Below are 15189 nucleotides of genomic sequence, written 5' to 3' on the forward strand. Positions count from 1 at the left end.
TGGAAAGAATGAGCGTTAGCAGAGGCTTGCGGGATTCAGTCAATTTTTACCATTAATCCGGCCCGCCGCTCGCGCCAGATCATGAACAGGCCGGAACCGACAATGATGGCGATGCCCAGCCATTTCGACAGTGTCGGGAATTCGCCGAAAATCAGGAACCCCAGCGCGGTGCCGGTGATGATCTCCAGATAATGAAACGGGGCCAGCAGCGAGACGGGAGCTGCCTGGAATGCCTTGACCACCAGAAGATGGCCATAACCGGAGATGGTACCGAGCGCGATGACCAGAACCCAGCCCAGCGTCGAGTGTGGCAAGGATGGCACGAAATCCGCTGATCCTGCGCTGTAGCCGACCGCGATGACGACCATCATGAACAGCGACCCGCCGATGCCGGCAATGGTCTGCATCGTCAAAGGCGTATCGGCATTGCCGACCACCCGGTTGAGCAGCAGATAGCAGGCAAACAGGAAGGCGCAGAAAACCGGCATCAACGACTTCAGCCCGAAGATTTCGAAACTCGGCTGAATGACGATCATCGCCCCTCCAAAACCGATGAAGATGGCGAGCCAGCGCCGCCAGCCGACCTTTTCACGCAGGATCAGGGCCGAAAGGCACGTGAGGATGAACGGTTCGACGAAATAGATGGCGAAGACATCGGCCAGCGGCATGTATTTGACCGAAACGAAAAACAACAGTGCGGCACCGGCCAACAGCACGCCGCGCAAAAGGTTGAACCAGAGGCGCTTCGGCCTCAATGCCCGCAGGCCACCGGCCGACAGAAGCATCGGCAGGATCGAGACCAGTTGGAAGAAGAACCGGTAGAACGTCACCTGCGCCGGCGACATGCCTTGATAGACCGCCATATATTTGGCGATCGCATCCATGCATGGCAGGATGATCATCGCCACCAGCATGATCACCAGGCCTTGCATGACGGTATGGCTGGGCGCGGCGGCTGTGGATGTGGAAACGCTCAAGCTCGAAGTCCCATTGTTGGCGCCGTGCGGGATGGAACGCACGGAAGACGCATTTGGCGGCATTTTTGACGTGGAGGGGTGTCCAATCTCGCCGCAGACCCTATAAATTGCAAGCTTGAAGTCTTCGACCGCATTCGCGGCCGCTCCGGAACTCGACCCATCCCGGCCCAAAAGGCACAAGGAGAGACCGATGCGTCTATCGACCGAAACCGCCATGGCAATGTTACGCAGGCCAAGCGACAACGACACGCTGGGAGGCCGCATCTGGCGGGCGCGCGATGCGATGAACCTCTCGGTGAAAGATCTTGCCAACCAGCTCGGCGTCCGCAGCGATACAATCTCCGCCTGGGAGCGTGACCGGTCCGAGCCCCGCACGAACCGGCTGTTCATGCTGGCCGGCGTCCTTGGGGTCACACCGGCCTGGTTGATCGCCGGCATTGGCGAAGCGCCGAAGGACGATCTTTCGAACACGGTGTCCGGCCAGCTGCGCGATCAGCTGGCGCAAGTGAAGAAACTGCACGAACAAACGGGAAAGGCGATCTCCGCCCTTGAGATGGAGATCAACCGCGTCCTACAGGACATGTAATATTTCACGACCGATTCTCGGCCGATTCCGGCTTGAGCGCCACCAGCCACTCTGCGATTGTGGCGAGAATTCATTTCAGGGAGACGATACTCATGGACGTACGCGCCGCTGTTGCCGTGCAGGCAGGCAAGCCACTCGAAATCATGACCGTTCAACTCGACGGCCCGCGCGCCGGCGAAGTGCTGGTCGAGGTCAAGGCGACCGGCATCTGCCATACGGACGAATTCACGCTATCAGGTGCGGATCCGGAAGGCCTGTTTCCAGCCATTCTCGGCCATGAGGGTGCAGGTATCGTCGTCGATGTCGGCCCGGGCGTCACATCGCTGAAGAAAGGCGACCACGTCATTCCGCTGTACACGCCGGAATGCCGCGAGTGCTATTCCTGCCTGTCGCGCAAGACCAACCTGTGCACGTCGATTCGCTCAACCCAGGGACAGGGCCTGATGCCGGACGGCACGAGCCGCTTTTCCATCGGTAAGGACAAGATCTTCCACTATATGGGCTGCTCGACCTTCGCCAATTTCACGGTTCTGCCGGAGATCGCACTGGCCAAGGTCAATCCCGACGCGCCGTTCGACAAGATCTGCTATATCGGCTGCGGCGTCACCACCGGCATCGGTGCCGTCATCAACACGGCCAAGGTCGAGATCGGCTCGACGGCCATCGTCTTCGGTCTCGGCGGCATTGGTCTCAACGTGCTGCAGGGCCTGCGCCTTGCCGGTGCCGACATGATCATCGGCGTCGATATCAACAATGACCGCAAGGCCTGGGGCGAAAAGTTCGGCATGACGCATTTCGTCAATCCGAAGGAAGTCGGCGATGATATCGTTCCCTATCTGGTCAACCTGACCAAGCGCAACGGCGACACGATCGGCGGCGCGGACTACACGTTCGACTGCACCGGAAATACCAAAGTCATGCGCCAGGCACTGGAATCCTCGCATCGCGGCTGGGGAAAATCGGTCATCATCGGCGTTGCCGGTGCCGGCCAGGAAATCTCCACCCGTCCGTTCCAGCTGGTCACCGGCCGCAACTGGATGGGGACTGCCTTTGGCGGCGCGCGCGGCCGCACCGATGTGCCGAAAATCGTCGAGTGGTACATGGAAGGCAAGATCCAGATCGACCCGATGATCACCCACACAATGGGTCTGGAAGACATCAACAAGGGTTTCGACCTGATGCACGAAGGCAAGAGCATCCGCAGTGTGGTGATCTACTAGCAGAAACCCGAGACTCCGGCACCGGTTCTCGCATCTTCGGGCTTAACAATTACCGGGCGCCGCGTCTGTTCAAGGCGCGGCGCTTGTCTGCCGTACGGATCCCTGCCCGCTTGATATGGTTCTGGATTTCGAGCGGCCGGACAGCTATGCGTTCGCAAGACCACGGCCGAAAAACGGCCGAGACAAGAAAAGCATGAGGGCGGAATGATCAGGCGTGGTTTTTACACATTCGGTGTAATCTTGAGCCTTTCCGCCTCCACCCCTGCATTGGCTGATCCAACCGGGACCTATAATGTCGCCGGCATCAATCCAGACGATGGCGGCGAATATCACGGAACCGTCACCGTCAAGCGTACCGGCGAAACCTATTCGGTGACCTGGACGATTGCCGGCACGGAAGCAAACGGCGTCGGCATTGGCGGCAAGCGTGGCAACACGGAAACGACGGGCGTCGCCTCCGTGGATGACGATATGATCACCATCGGCTACGGTAACGAAAGCGGCTTTGGCATTTCGCAATATGACCTGCAGCCGGACGGTTCCTGGAAAGGCCGTTGGGCCTATGCGGATGGCGAAAAAGTGTCGACGGAAACATGGACACGCCCCGGTGCTGCCCGCTCTCTTGAGCGGCCGAAGACGCCAACGAGCGAAGCGATGAAGCCGATGAGCAGCCCTGCGGCGCGGCCATGACAACAGTGAAGCGGTACGAACAGCCATGTCAGACCCACCCCAGCCAACACCCACGATCTACGTCGATGCCGACGCCTGCCCGGTCAAGCCGGAAATCCTGAAGGTCGCCGAGCGTCACGGCCTGCCTGTCGTGCTGGTCGCGAATTCCGGTCTTCGTCCCTCCCGTGATCCGATGGTGCGCAACGTCATCGTCTCGTCCGGTTTCGACGCCGCCGACGACTGGATTGCCGAACGCGCCCATGACGGCGATATCGTCATTACCGCCGATGTGCCGCTGGCCGGGCGCTGCGTTGCCGCCGGTGCACAGGTGACCGGGCCAACGGGCCGTATTTTTGACAAGGGCAATATCGGCATGGCGACCGCCATGCGCGATCTCGGCGCGCATTTGCGCGAAACCGGCGAGAGCAAGGGCTATAATGCCGCCTTTTCGCCGCGCGACCGGTCGGCTTTCCTCGAAACGCTCGATCGACTTTGCCGCCGCGTCAAACAACGCTGACCCAGCAGGATCGGAAGCCCTGATGAGCATGCAGGACAGGACAATCACGCATCGCCGCCATACGCCGTTCTATGCGGGCGGCATCTGCGCGGCGATCACCTTTGCGATCTGCCTGTTTGCCAAGCCTACTTTGGCGGTCAATCTGGCCGCAGTGGTCTTCTTCCTTGTCTATCTGCTGATGATCGCCTGGCGTCTTCCCAGACTGACGGGCTCCTATCTCAAGCACCATGCTGCCCGCACCGACGAACCGGCGATCATCATCTTTGCCGTGACGCTGGCGACCGCCGCGATCTCGCTGGTCTCGCTGTTCATGGCGTTGAATGCGGGCGGCAAGGAAACGGTGCTTGATCTGGTGCTGGCATTTTCCTCCGTCACGCTCGGCTGGCTGACAATCCATACGATGGCGGCGATGCACTATGCCCATACCTACTGGATGCTGCAGACAGACAAAAATGAAGGCGACAGCCGCGGTCTGGAGTTTCCAGGCACCAAGGATCCGGGCGGCTACGATTTCCTCTACTTCGCCTTCGTCATCGGCATGACGGCACAAACCTCAGACATTGCAATCACCACGACAGCCATGCGCAAGATCAACCTTGTTCACGCGGTCGTCTCCTTCTTCTTCAATACGGTACTGGTGGCAGCTGCGGTCAACGCGGCGGTGTCGCTGGCATAATGCCGTTTCAGCCTCAAAGGAGCACAGCTTGAAAGTCCTTTCCCAGAACACCGCATTCGGCGGCATGCAGGGCGTGTTTGCGCACGATTCACAGGCCTGCGGGGTCGAGATGACCTTCGCGGTCTATATCCCGCCACAGGCGATCACCACGCCCTGCCCGGTCGTCTGGTATCTCTCCGGCCTCACCTGCTCGCATGCCAACGTCATGGAGAAAGGCGAATACCGCCGGATGGCCGCCGAGCTTGGTCTGATCATCGTTTGCCCGGATACCAGCCCGCGCGGCGGTGACGTTCCGGACGAACTGACCAACTGGCAAATGGGCAAGGGGGCGGGCTTTTATCTTGACGCCACAGAGGCGCCCTGGGCCGAAAACTACCAGATGTACACCTATATCAACGAGGAACTGCCGGCCTTCGTCGCCCAGCATTTTCGCGCCGATATGAGCCGCCAGGGCATCTTCGGCCATTCGATGGGCGGCCACGGCGCCATGACCATCGCGCTGAAGAACCCGAACCGGTTCAAAAGCTGCTCGGCCTTCGCACCGATCGTCGAGCCGTCGACGGCCGACTGGTCGATCGGTGCCTTCGAAAAATATCTTGGTGAAGACAAAGTACGCTGGCGGCAGTACGACGCCTGTGCGCTGGTGAAAGACGGCGCGCGCTTCCCGGAATTCCTGATCGATCAGGGCAAGGCCGATAATTTCCTGGAGAACGGCTTACGTCCCTGGCTGTTCGAAGAGGCCATCAAAGGAACAGATATCGGCCTGACACTGCGCATGCATGAGCGCTACGACCATTCCTATTATTTCATCTCGACCTTCATGGATGATCATCTGAAATGGCATGCCGAACGGCTGGCCTAAAGCCTAGCCAAGCGGATTGGAGAACCGTGCCGTCCCCCACGGTGCGGTTCTTCTTTTTCAGGAGGCGGACTGGAAGCGCGGCGGCGCGGCCGTCTCGACGATGCGGATGCTGGATTCGCACTGGCCATGATGACCTTCCATATCGACGACCACATGCCAGTGACCGGATTGCGGGATGGTCAGGCGGATCGGTGATTTGCGCGCCACGCCGCCGACGAACTGATGCTTCAGCGTTTCCGTGTAGAGCTGGAAATTATTGGCCGTCATCAAACGCACGTTGGCGACGGCCGACAAGGTGATCTCGATGGTTACGCCTGCGCGCTGTTGCTTGAGGTCGTAGTGGGTGAAGCTGAACTTCAGTTTTGTCATTGCACGTCCGCTTGAAAACAGCCTGGCCAGATGTCGGAACCTTAGCGATCGCGTGTTAAAAATTGGTTTGGCGCACCCGCTCGCTCCGGCGTGACCGGTCCATCGCAACGGGCGGCCATCTTTTCTGGAACCCTGGTTTCGGCTATGGCATTTGCCATGACACATATCCTTCTCGTTGCCGCCGGCGGTGCGCTTGGCTCGGTCCTGCGCTATCTCGTCGGGCTCTGGACGCTGCGCAGCTTCGGCCCCTCATTTCCGTGGGGAACATTGACGGTCAACATCACCGGATCTTTCCTGATCGGCGTCTTTGCCGAGGTGATTGCCCGAAAATTCGGTGCATCGGCAGAGATGCGGGTGTTCCTGATCACCGGCATTCTCGGCGGCTACACCACCTTTTCCGCCTTCTCTCTTGACGCGATCACTCTGTTTGAACGCGGCGAACCGGTCACGGCATTGATTTATGTGGTATCCAGCGTGCTTCTTTCGGCTCTCGCGGTGTTTGCCGGGCTGGCCCTTATGCGCGCAATAGTCTAAAGGGACCTCTCAGAGCGCCATGCGTCCACTTGGGACCGGCCTGCTCTGTCATATCAGTTTGCGCACGGATTTCCGGCCGGCACTATTGCCGGGGCGCGATGGCAATTGGATGCAGGTAGAAACACGATGGCGGGTATTGAACACAAGCAGGTCGAATCCGACGAAGCGGGCATGCGCCTCGATCGCTGGTTCAAGGTGCATTATCCGGGCCTCGGCTTCGGTCCGCTGCAGAAGCTTTTGCGGTCCGGCCAGGTACGCATCGATGGCGGCCGTGTCAAATCCGATACCCGCGTCCAGCCCGGCCAAGTCGTGCGCATTCCGCCGATGGATGTCGATCCGAAGACCAAGACAGGTCCGATCGCTGGCCGTGACCTGCGCCACGCCTCCGACCACGAACTTCTGTCGCGCATGCTGTTGCATGAAGACGCCAAGGTGATCGTTCTCAACAAGCCGCCAGGCATCGCGGTTCAAGGCGGCTCCGGCATCAATCGCCATATCGACGACATGCTGGAAGCCTGGACCAGCCCCAAGGGCGAAAAGCCACGTCTCGTGCACCGCCTCGACCGCGACACATCCGGCGTTCTTGTGATCGCCCGCACCCGTGGCGCCGCGCAGAAACTGACGGCGGCGTTTCGCGAACGCGACACCAAGAAAACCTACTGGGCACTGGTCAAGGGCGTCCCGCGCAAGAAGGAAGACAAGATCTCCACCTGGCTGGTCAAGGAACAGACGCCAGACGGCGACCGGATGCGGATTGCCAAGCATGGTGACGATGGCGCCGATCATGCGGTTTCCTACTACCGGATCATCGAGACCGCCGGCCAGAACCTGACCTGGCTAGAAATGGAGCCCTATACCGGGCGGACCCATCAGCTGCGCGTCCACGCCGCCCATATCGGCCACCCGATCATCGGCGATCCCAAATATTTTGCCGCCGAATTCAACTGGGCCTTCCCCGGTGGTGTGCAGAACAAGTTGCACCTGCATGCCCGGCGTATCGACATTCCCCATCCGGATGGCGGCCGCCTGGTCGTCACCGCACCGATGCCGCAGCATATGGTCCAGAGCTGGAACCTGATCGGCTTCGACATGGCCAGCGCCGAGGAAGCCGACGACTGATGAAACTCGCTCTTTTCGATTGTGACGGCACTCTGGTCGATAGCGCCGGACTCATCCACGAAGTCATGGCACGGACGTTCGAGGATTTTGGCCTCGAACGCATCTCGTTGGATGCCACCAAGAGTATCATCGGCCTGACGCTCGACATTGCCATTGCCCGGCTGATGCACCAGCCGCATGTCGATGATCGCGCCCTGGCGATGACGGCGCATTACAAGAAAATCTACGGCGGGGTCCGCACCGAAATGAACTTCCGCGAGCCGTTGTTCGACGGCATCGCGCCGCTGCTCGCAGCCCTGATGGCCAAGGACGAACTGCTGCTGGGTGCCGTAACGGGAAAATCACGCCGCGGACTTGATCAGATCTGTGCAAGCCACGGTTACGAAAAGACATTCTTCGTTTCACGTACGGCCGACGACTGCCCGTCGAAACCGCATCCGGCCATGGTGACGGAATGCTGCAGCGAAGCCGGTATCGACGCCAAGGATACCGTCGTCATCGGTGATGCCATCTATGACATGCAGATGGCCAAGAGCGCCGGCGCATCCGCCATCGGCGTTGCCTGGGGTTATGCGTCGGTTCCCGAGCTGATCGAGGCAGGCGCCGATTTCATTGCCCGCACCCCGCATGACATTCTGGACTGGATGGAGAGACATCATGCCTGATATTCGCGACGATCTGCATGACGCGCTGAGCGACCCCGATCCCGTACGCCGCGCGCAGATACAGATGCACAAGCCGCTGCCAAAGCGATTCTATACCACCGTCAGTACCGCCCCGGCGGAAGACGGCGGCCATGCCGTGCTTCTCGACGGCCGCACGGTCCGCACCCCGGCAAAACAGTATCTGACCGTTCCGACACAAGCCGCAGCCAACCTCTTGGCAGCCGAATGGGATGCGCAGAAGGAAGAAATCGACCCGGCGACCATGCCGGTCACCCGGCTTGCCAACACCGCGATCGATGGTGTCTCCAAGGATATCCGCGCTGTTTTCGACGACATCCTCAACTTTGCCGGGACGGATCTTCTCTGCTACCGGGCAGGAGAGCCTGAGGGCCTGGCCGTCCGCCAGTCGGAACGCTGGGATCCCGTGATCCGCTGGGCGGCCGAGAAGCTGGGTGCGCACTTCATCCTTGTCGAAGGCATCGTGCATCAGGTCCAGCCGCGCGCCGCCATCAACGGTGTCGCTGAAGCGCTTCGCGCCTATGCCACGCCGCTCGGCCTCGCCTGCCTGCACACGATCACCACGCTGACCGGCTCGGCCCTGCTCGCCATCGCCTTTGCCGAAAAGCAGCTGTCGGCGGAAGAAGCCTGGGCGCTTGCCCATCTCGATGAGGACTGGCAGATCGAGCATTGGGGCACCGACGATGAAGCCTTTCAGCGCCGTGAAAACCGCTGGCGGGAAATGCAGGCAGCAACAGTGACGCTCGACGCTCTGCGCTGATTTTCAAGGCGACCCAAGCGTCCGATACTGAAATACCCCGTGCAGCGATCTGCACGGGGTATTTTTTTCATTCAACGCCGGTGATTTCAGGCCGTCAGCTTCAACCCGGCAATGCCCGCGATGATCAGCGCGATACAGCCGAGGCGTACAGCCGTCGCAGGCTCCGCAAACAGCACGATCCCCAGGATCACCGTCCCGACTGTTCCGATGCCCGTCCAGACGGCATACGCCGTGCCGAGCGGCAGCGTGCGCACGGCGATACCGAGCAGAACGACGCTTGCCACCATGGAAGCACCGGTCAGTACCGTCGGCACAAGCCTGGTAAAGCCTTCGGTATATTTCAGGCCGATTGCCCAACCGATTTCAAGAATTCCTGCGAGGAAAAGGATAGTCCAAGCCATCACTGACTCCGTCTAAGGGAGCGAGGCCGTCCTCGCGGATGTTCGGGTCCAGGCAATGATGCCGATCCCGTGCAGCCGTCTGCATAAGCACTCTATGCCATCCCGGTTTAACCATGACAAGAGCACGCGGCGCGTGCCGGCTATGCGCAGGCGGCAATCCGGACGCCCTGTGGTTTGCACTTGTGCGAATGATTTCGAACGGTGAAGATGGCGACGAAACAGGGAGTGTTCCGCAATGTTTGACCATGTCTCGATTGGCGTCAAAAACCTCGATCGTTCGCTTCGCTTCTATGACGCCATCCTGATGCCGCTCGGTTATGAGCGGTTGTCGAAGACGGACACGGTGATCGGCTATGGTTCGGACCGGATCAGTCTGTGGATTGCGCAGGTCGAGACCCCCGTCCCCGCCGACCGAGGGTCTGGCCTGCATTTCTGCTTCATCGCCCCGGATACCGCTTCGGTCGACGCCTTCCATACAGCCGGCATCGCCAACGGTGGCGAAGACAATGGGCCGCCGGGACTGCGGCCGGAATACAGCCAGTTTTATTACGCCGGCTTTCTCGTCGATCCCGATGGCTATCGCCTCGAGGCATTTTTCAAGCTGCCTGAGTGAGTAGACGTAGGCTAGAGCGGTAAAGAACGCGCAAGCCTATTCCTTTGCCGCGCGCTCCCGTTTCAGCCGGTGCCAGAACTCCAGGCGTTTCAGCGTCTCACGCTCGAAGCCGCGTTCTTGCGGCTTGTAAAACCGCGTGTCCTTGCTGCGCAGCTCTTCCGGAAAGAACTCCTGGCCGGAATAGGCATCCGGATAATCGTGATCGTATTTGTAACCCTCGTGATAGCCGAGGTCCTTCATCAGCTTGGTCGGGGCATTAAGAATGCTCTTCGGCGGCGGGATGGAGCCGGTCTGGCGGGCCATCTCGAGTGCCGCGTCGAACGACCGGTAACTGGCATTGGATTTTGGCGCGGTCGCCACGTAGACGATCGCCTGGGCAATGAACAGCCGTCCTTCCGGCCAGCCGATGCGCTCGAAGGCCGTCCAGGCGGCAATCACCTGCGGCATCGCGTTGGGATCGGCCATGCCGACGTCTTCGCTGGCAGCGCAGGCAAGCCGCCGGAACAGCGTTGTCGGATCTTCGCCGGCATCTACCATTCTGGCGCCCCAATAAAGGGCCGCATCAACATCGCTGCCGCGCAGGCTCTTGTGGAAGCAGCTCAGCAGATTGTAATGACCGTCCTGCGCCTTGTCATAGACGGGCATCCGCTTCTGCAGCGCCTTGGACAGACGCCCGATATCGAGGTCGCCCTCCTCCCCGATCGAGAGAACATCATCAGCCAGTCCCACCAGATATCGCCCGTCTCCATCGGCCATGTTAATCAACGAGGAGCGTGCATCGCTGGTCAGCGGCAGCCGCTTTCCGACGAAGTTTTCAACCCGCGCCAGGAGCAGTTCGGACGAGGCGGCGTCGAACGGATTGAGAGTGAAAACCTTGAGCCGCGACAGCAAGGCCGCGACTAGGCTGAAACTCGGATTTTCCGTGGTTGCGCCGATCAGAATGACCGTACCGTTTTCCACATGCGGTAAAAGCGCATCCTGGGTGCTGCGGTTGAACCGGTGAAGCTCGTCGATGAACAGAATGGTCTGCCGCCCGACGGTCCTGTTGTGTTTTGCGGTCTCGAAGACCTTGCGAAGATCGGCAATGCCGGACATGACGGCGGACAGCTGGACGAACTCCATCTTTGCGGAGGTCGCCACCAGCCGCGCAATCGTGGTCTTTCCGACGCCGGGCGGCCCCCAGAGAATGAAGGAGCCTACCGTGCCGCCCGGCAACAGCATACGGGCGATAGGCCCGTTTTCGCCCAGGAGATGATCCTGGCCGATGACCTCTTCCAGAGTCTCGGGACGAAGAGCATCGGCAAGCGGCCGCTGCGTCGCCTCATCGAACAATGTCATATCCAACTCCCCCATCCTGCTCCGGCCGGTCCTATGACGGCCAAAGCAAGATGCCTCTGCTCTCTGCTCCCGCTGAAACCGGCTAAATGATTACCGGAAGAACTGGCGGATACGCTGGCCATCACGTTCGATCTCGACGCGCCACAGCGACGGATCATCCTTGGCGATGGTTTCAAGCGTCGCTGACTTGTCGATCGGCGTGCCGTTGACAGCGATGATGATGTCCTTCGGCCGGAAACCGACGCGGGCAGCAGGCGACCCACGATTAATTTCGGTAATCACCACGCCTTTCGATGAAGCAGGCATCCGCAGTTCATCCGCCAGCCGCGGCGACAGATTGCCGACTACGGCGCCGGCAAAGGGATTGCGGCCTTCGATCAGCCGCTCGTCTCGGGGCGATGTTTCCGGCGCTTCGGCAAGCGCGAGATCGATATCGCGGGTCTTGCCATTGTCGCTGATCGTGACTTTGGCGACATGGCCGATGCCGACGGTGGTGAGACGATAACCCAGAGCGTCCGGGTGTTCGACCGCAATGCCGTTGACGGCAACGATCACCTGGCCGGGCTTGATGCCGGCCTTCTCCGCTGGACCGCCCTCGATAACGGACGTGACCAGCGCGCCGCGTGCCCGGTCGAGCCCGAGCGCATCGGCGACTTCCGAGGTTACGGGCTCAAAGCTTGCTCCGATGAACGGCCGGGTAAAGCTGCCATTGCCGCCCTCGGCCGAAGCGACGAAAACCTTGACCAGATTGGCCGGAATGGCAAAGCCGACGCCGTTGGAGCCGCCCCCGCGCGAAAAGATCGCGGTGTTGATGCCGATCAGTTGCCCGTTCATATCGATCAGGCCACCGCCGGAATTGCCCGGATTGATCGCCGCATCGGTCTGAATGAAGAAGCCGAAATCGCCAGAAATGACCTGATTGCGGGCAAGCGCCGAAACGATGCCGCTGGTCACCGTCTGGCCGACGCCAAAGGGATTGCCGATCGCCAAAACGAGATCGCCGACTTCGACAGCATCGGAATCACCCAGCGGCACGGTCTCGAACGGACCGTCGGCCTTGATCTTCAACACGGCGAGATCAAGCCGCTCATCCTTGAGCATGACCGTGGTTTCGAACTCGCGGCCGTCAGCCAGGGCGATCTTGATGTTATCGGCATCGGTGATGACATGGTAATTGGTGACGACGATGCCATTCTTGCCGACGATGACGCCGGAGCCTAGCGACGACTGCTTTTCCGAGCGATTGGGCATGCGCTGGCCGAAAAACTGCTCGAAGAACGGGTCATCGGCGAAGGGCGAGCGGGTCTGAACGGTCTTTTCAGCATAGACATTGACGACGGCATTGGCCGTCTGCTTGACCAGCGGCGCAAAGGACAGCTGCATTTCCGTCTTGCTTTGCGGCAGAACCTTCGGTGTCTCCGCCTGCGCCACTACCGCACTCGTATGGATGTTTTCCACGCCATCGTCCGGCTGTGTGCCGGCAAAACCAAAATGCGCGACGCCGGCAACAAGCGCCAGCGCGGCGATGGTGGACAGGACGAGAGTAGCGGGGGAACGGATCATGCGGGACATCCTGCCGAAATGGGTCATGGGGTAAAACAGATAGGATGTCAGGGATAAAAAGCAAAGGCGGCGGAACCGTGAAAACAGGATCAACAACAGCCTAAACGCAAAACAGCCGGGCTTTTGGCCCGGCTGTTTCAATCTTCCGATCAAACGGAAAACTTAAGCGGCGTCTGCAGCTTCTGCTTCGGCAGCAACGCGTGCGATGTCCTTGGCGCCCTTGGCCGAGGTGTCGCGATCGACGAATTCAATAACGGCCAGAGCCGCATTGTCGCCGTGACGGAAGCCGGCCTTCATGATGCGCAGGTAGCCACCGTTGCGGGTTGCGTAACGGGTTGCGATGGCATCGAACAGCTTGCCGACGACAGCAACGTCGCGGATCTGCGAGATGGCCTGACGGCGGGCATGCAGATCGCCGCGCTTGCCGAGCGTAACGAGCTTCTCGACGATCGGGCGGATTTCCTTTGCCTTCGGCAGGGTGGTGACGATCTGCTCATGTTCGATGAGCGAAGCAGCCATATTGGCAAACATTGCCTTACGGTGACTTGCAGTTCTATTCAGCTTGCGGCCGGCTACACCATGGCGCATTGCTATTCTCCTTTAATTGCAGGTTCCCTTTTCAGTCTGGGCCTGCCGTTTCCTGGCACATGCAGACTTTTGCCTGCTGTTTGACGGGGAAAGGCAGTCAAAACCTGCCTTTTTTATTGTTAATACTGGTCTTCGTAGCGCTTGGCGAGATCTTCGATGTTCTCGGGCGGCCATGCCGGTACTTCCATACCGAGGTGCAGGCCCATGGAAGCGAGAACTTCCTTGATTTCGTTCAGCGACTTGCGGCCAAAGTTCGGAGTGCGAAGCATTTCGGCTTCGGTCTTCTGAATGAGGTCGCCGATATAGACGATGTTGTCGTTCTTCAGGCAGTTGGCCGAACGGACGGAAAGTTCCAGTTCGTCGACCTTCTTGAGGAGCGCCGGGTTGAAAGCCAGTTCGGTGACGGCTTCTTCTTCGGCTTCCTTCTGCGGTTCGTCGAAGTTGACGAAAACGCCGAGCTGGTCTTGAAGGATGCGGGCCGCGAAAGCGACTGCATCTTCACCGGTGACGGAACCGTCGGTCTCGATCTGCATGGACAGCTTGTCGTAGTCGAGAACCTGACCTTCACGGGTGTTTTCCACCTTGTAGGACACTTTCTTGACCGGCGAATACAGGCTGTCGACCGGGATGAGGCCGATCGGTGCATCTTCCGAACGGTTGCGGTCAGCAGGAACGTAGCCCTTGCCGTTGTTGACGGTGAACTCCATGCGGATCTCGGCGCCCTCGTCGAGGGTGCAGATCACATGGTTCGGGTTGAGGATTTCGATATCGCCAACCGTCTGGATGTCACCGGCGGTAACAACGCCCGGGCCCTGCTTGCGCACAACCATGCGCTTTGCGTCGTCGCCATCCATCTTGATGGCGATTTCCTTGATGTTCAGCACGATGTCCGTCACATCTTCCCGGACGCCCGGGATCGAGGAGAACTCGTGCAGGACGCCGTCGATCTGCACTGCGGTAACAGCAGCACCACGAAGCGACGACAGAAGAACGCGGCGAAGCGCGTTGCCGAGGGTGAGGCCAAAGCCACGCTCCAGCGGCTCGGCAACAAGGCTAACCTTGGTGCGGCCGGAGGACGAGAACTCAACCTTGTTCGGCTTGATCAGTTCCTGCCAGTTTTTCTGAATCATATGTTCTGCCTTCTGTTCGTTGCCACCATTCAATCGTGACAACCGAGCCTTGAAGCGCCGGGAGAGGTTGCCCCCTCACCGGCTTGATGAATGCGTAAACTTAAACGCGGCGCTTCTTGCGCGGACGGCAACCGTTGTGCGGGATCGGCGTAACGTCACGGATCGAGGTGATCATGAAGCCAGCAGCCTGAAGCGCGCGCAGAGCCGATTCACGGCCGGAACCCGGGCCGCAGACTTCGACTTCGAGCGTCTTCATGCCGTGTTCCTGGGCCTTCTTGGCCGCATCTTCAGCAGCCATCTGGGCTGCGAACGGGGTCGACTTACGCGAGCCCTTGAAGCCCTTCGAACCAGCCGACGACCAGGCAATCGCGTTGCCCTGTGCATCGGTGATGGTGATCATCGTGTTGTTGAACGACGAGTTGACGTGAGCAACGCCCGTAGAAATGTTTTTCCGCTCGCGACGGCGAACGCGTGTGGCTTCCTTGGCCATGGTATACCTTTCGTTGATCTCTGCACCGCCGTAGTACCAGCGGCTCCACCGGGCGGAGGATAACCCCTGCCCTGAATTCTCAAGATTGTGCACA

The 15189-nt window shown here is 59.8% G+C and carries 19 protein-coding genes; 11 read left to right on the forward strand and 8 right to left on the reverse strand.

Going from position 1 to position 15189, the window contains the following annotated elements:
* Positions 1-35: 35 nt before the first annotated feature.
* Positions 36-932, reverse strand: a complete 897-nt coding sequence (locus tag ASD36_RS16950; protein ID WP_060505101.1) for a DMT family transporter — start codon at positions 930-932, stop codon at positions 36-38.
* A 235-nt stretch (positions 933-1167) separates the two neighbouring features.
* Here ASD36_RS16950 and ASD36_RS16955 point away from each other — a divergent pair, with 235 nt between their 5' ends.
* The 6 genes from ASD36_RS16955 (at position 1168) to fghA (ending at position 5507) form a co-directional block, all read left to right on the forward strand.
* Positions 1168-1563, forward strand: coding sequence for a helix-turn-helix domain-containing protein (locus ASD36_RS16955; RefSeq protein WP_060505100.1), 396 nt, complete (start codon positions 1168-1170; stop codon positions 1561-1563).
* A gap of 92 nt (positions 1564-1655) precedes the next feature.
* Positions 1656-2783, forward strand: a complete 1128-nt coding sequence (locus ASD36_RS16960) for an S-(hydroxymethyl)glutathione dehydrogenase/class III alcohol dehydrogenase (protein WP_060505099.1) — start codon at positions 1656-1658, stop codon at positions 2781-2783.
* Between the two features lie 204 nt (positions 2784-2987).
* Positions 2988-3473, forward strand: a complete 486-nt coding sequence (locus ASD36_RS16965; RefSeq protein ID WP_244482246.1) for a hypothetical protein — start codon at positions 2988-2990, stop codon at positions 3471-3473.
* Between the two features lie 25 nt (positions 3474-3498).
* Positions 3499-3969 carry a YaiI/YqxD family protein gene (locus ASD36_RS16970; RefSeq protein WP_060505098.1) on the forward strand — a complete coding sequence of 157 codons (471 nt, stop codon included), beginning with the start codon at positions 3499-3501 and terminating at the stop codon, positions 3967-3969.
* Between the two features lie 22 nt (positions 3970-3991).
* Positions 3992-4645, forward strand: coding sequence for a DUF1345 domain-containing protein (locus ASD36_RS16975; protein WP_060505097.1), 654 nt, complete (start codon positions 3992-3994; stop codon positions 4643-4645).
* 28 nt (positions 4646-4673) lie between these two features.
* On the forward strand, positions 4674-5507 hold the full coding sequence (gene fghA / locus ASD36_RS16980) for an S-formylglutathione hydrolase (RefSeq protein WP_060505096.1): 834 nt from the start codon (positions 4674-4676) through the stop codon (positions 5505-5507).
* 57 nt (positions 5508-5564) lie between these two features.
* Here the strand turns inward: fghA and ASD36_RS16985 are convergent, their stop codons facing one another.
* Positions 5565-5876, reverse strand: coding sequence for a DUF1883 domain-containing protein (locus tag ASD36_RS16985; protein ID WP_060505095.1), 312 nt, complete (start codon positions 5874-5876; stop codon positions 5565-5567).
* 156 nt (positions 5877-6032) lie between these two features.
* Here ASD36_RS16985 and crcB point away from each other — a divergent pair, with 156 nt between their 5' ends.
* The 4 genes from crcB (at position 6033) to ASD36_RS17005 (ending at position 8972) form a co-directional block, all read left to right on the forward strand.
* Positions 6033-6410, forward strand: a complete 378-nt coding sequence (crcB, locus tag ASD36_RS16990) for a fluoride efflux transporter CrcB (RefSeq protein ID WP_060505613.1) — start codon at positions 6033-6035, stop codon at positions 6408-6410.
* A gap of 126 nt (positions 6411-6536) precedes the next feature.
* Positions 6537-7529 (forward strand): RluA family pseudouridine synthase, encoded by a 993-nt coding sequence (locus tag ASD36_RS16995; RefSeq protein WP_060505094.1) that lies wholly within the window; start codon positions 6537-6539, stop codon positions 7527-7529.
* Complete coding sequence (locus ASD36_RS17000; RefSeq protein WP_060505093.1) at positions 7529-8194, forward strand: HAD-IA family hydrolase; 666 nt, start codon at positions 7529-7531, stop codon at positions 8192-8194. Before ASD36_RS16995 ends, ASD36_RS17000 begins: the two co-directional genes overlap by 1 nt.
* Complete coding sequence (locus ASD36_RS17005; protein ID WP_060505092.1) at positions 8187-8972, forward strand: ATP12 family chaperone protein; 786 nt, start codon at positions 8187-8189, stop codon at positions 8970-8972. Before ASD36_RS17000 ends, ASD36_RS17005 begins: the two co-directional genes overlap by 8 nt.
* An 86-nt stretch (positions 8973-9058) precedes the next feature.
* Here ASD36_RS17005 and sugE read toward each other — a convergent pair whose 3' ends face one another.
* Positions 9059-9373 (reverse strand): quaternary ammonium compound efflux SMR transporter SugE, encoded by a 315-nt coding sequence (sugE, locus tag ASD36_RS17010; RefSeq protein ID WP_060505091.1) that lies wholly within the window; start codon positions 9371-9373, stop codon positions 9059-9061.
* Positions 9374-9608: 235 nt separating this feature from the next.
* On the opposite strand from sugE, the gene ASD36_RS17015 reads away from it, so the two are divergent.
* Positions 9609-9986: a VOC family protein gene (locus ASD36_RS17015; RefSeq protein ID WP_060505090.1), complete on the forward strand. Its 378-nt coding sequence runs from the start codon at positions 9609-9611 to the stop codon at positions 9984-9986.
* Between the two features lie 36 nt (positions 9987-10022).
* Here ASD36_RS17015 and ASD36_RS17020 read toward each other — a convergent pair whose 3' ends face one another.
* The 5 genes from ASD36_RS17020 to rpsK all read right to left on the reverse strand — a co-directional run bounded on the left by ASD36_RS17020 (position 10023) and on the right by rpsK (position 15095).
* A complete protein-coding gene (locus tag ASD36_RS17020; protein WP_244482244.1) occupies positions 10023-11324 on the reverse strand; it encodes a replication-associated recombination protein A in 1302 nt (433 codons plus the stop codon).
* 90 nt (positions 11325-11414) lie between these two features.
* Positions 11415-12707 carry a DegQ family serine endoprotease gene (locus ASD36_RS17025; protein WP_244482290.1) on the reverse strand — a complete coding sequence of 431 codons (1293 nt, stop codon included), beginning with the start codon at positions 12705-12707 and terminating at the stop codon, positions 11415-11417.
* A gap of 342 nt (positions 12708-13049) precedes the next feature.
* Positions 13050-13475, reverse strand: coding sequence for a 50S ribosomal protein L17 (rplQ, locus tag ASD36_RS17030; protein ID WP_060505088.1), 426 nt, complete (start codon positions 13473-13475; stop codon positions 13050-13052).
* Between the two features lie 119 nt (positions 13476-13594).
* Positions 13595-14605, reverse strand: coding sequence for a DNA-directed RNA polymerase subunit alpha (locus ASD36_RS17035; protein WP_037100639.1), 1011 nt, complete (start codon positions 14603-14605; stop codon positions 13595-13597).
* Positions 14606-14705: 100 nt separating this feature from the next.
* Entirely contained in the window at positions 14706-15095 is a 390-nt protein-coding gene (gene rpsK, locus ASD36_RS17040; RefSeq protein WP_018328263.1) for a 30S ribosomal protein S11, read from the reverse strand.
* Between the last annotated feature and the right edge of the window lie 94 nt (positions 15096-15189).

This window comes from Rhizobium sp. Root1334 (genome assembly GCF_001426665.1).
Classification (GTDB): domain Bacteria; phylum Pseudomonadota; class Alphaproteobacteria; order Rhizobiales; family Rhizobiaceae; genus Pararhizobium.

What these genes read in the sequence shown, in the direction of transcription:
- ASD36_RS16960 (WP_060505099.1), top strand. Translation starts at nt 1,656, where the DNA reads ATGGACGTACGCGCCGCTGTTGCCGTGCAGGCAGGCAAGCCACTCGAA.
- crcB (WP_060505613.1), top strand. Translation starts at nt 6,033, where the DNA reads ATGACACATATCCTTCTCGTTGCCGCCGGCGGTGCGCTTGGCTCGGTC.
- ASD36_RS17035 (WP_037100639.1), bottom strand. Translation starts at nt 14,605, where the DNA reads ATGATTCAGAAAAACTGGCAGGAACTGATCAAGCCGAACAAGGTTGAG.
- ASD36_RS17025 (WP_244482290.1), bottom strand. Translation starts at nt 12,707, where the DNA reads ATGCAGCTGTCCTTTGCGCCGCTGGTCAAGCAGACGGCCAATGCCGTC.
- ASD36_RS16995 (WP_060505094.1), top strand. Translation starts at nt 6,537, where the DNA reads ATGGCGGGTATTGAACACAAGCAGGTCGAATCCGACGAAGCGGGCATG.
- ASD36_RS16965 (WP_244482246.1), top strand. Translation starts at nt 2,988, where the DNA reads ATGATCAGGCGTGGTTTTTACACATTCGGTGTAATCTTGAGCCTTTCC.
- ASD36_RS16955 (WP_060505100.1), top strand. Translation starts at nt 1,168, where the DNA reads ATGCGTCTATCGACCGAAACCGCCATGGCAATGTTACGCAGGCCAAGC.
- ASD36_RS16950 (WP_060505101.1), bottom strand. Translation starts at nt 932, where the DNA reads ATGCAAGGCCTGGTGATCATGCTGGTGGCGATGATCATCCTGCCATGC.
- sugE (WP_060505091.1), bottom strand. Translation starts at nt 9,373, where the DNA reads ATGGCTTGGACTATCCTTTTCCTCGCAGGAATTCTTGAAATCGGTTGG.
- ASD36_RS17000 (WP_060505093.1), top strand. Translation starts at nt 7,529, where the DNA reads ATGAAACTCGCTCTTTTCGATTGTGACGGCACTCTGGTCGATAGCGCC.
- ASD36_RS17015 (WP_060505090.1), top strand. Translation starts at nt 9,609, where the DNA reads ATGTTTGACCATGTCTCGATTGGCGTCAAAAACCTCGATCGTTCGCTT.
- ASD36_RS17020 (WP_244482244.1), bottom strand. Translation starts at nt 11,324, where the DNA reads ATGACATTGTTCGATGAGGCGACGCAGCGGCCGCTTGCCGATGCTCTT.
- rpsK (WP_018328263.1), bottom strand. Translation starts at nt 15,095, where the DNA reads ATGGCCAAGGAAGCCACACGCGTTCGCCGTCGCGAGCGGAAAAACATT.
- ASD36_RS16975 (WP_060505097.1), top strand. Translation starts at nt 3,992, where the DNA reads ATGAGCATGCAGGACAGGACAATCACGCATCGCCGCCATACGCCGTTC.
- ASD36_RS16970 (WP_060505098.1), top strand. Translation starts at nt 3,499, where the DNA reads ATGTCAGACCCACCCCAGCCAACACCCACGATCTACGTCGATGCCGAC.
- ASD36_RS16985 (WP_060505095.1), bottom strand. Translation starts at nt 5,876, where the DNA reads ATGACAAAACTGAAGTTCAGCTTCACCCACTACGACCTCAAGCAACAG.
- rplQ (WP_060505088.1), bottom strand. Translation starts at nt 13,475, where the DNA reads ATGCGCCATGGTGTAGCCGGCCGCAAGCTGAATAGAACTGCAAGTCAC.
- ASD36_RS17005 (WP_060505092.1), top strand. Translation starts at nt 8,187, where the DNA reads ATGCCTGATATTCGCGACGATCTGCATGACGCGCTGAGCGACCCCGAT.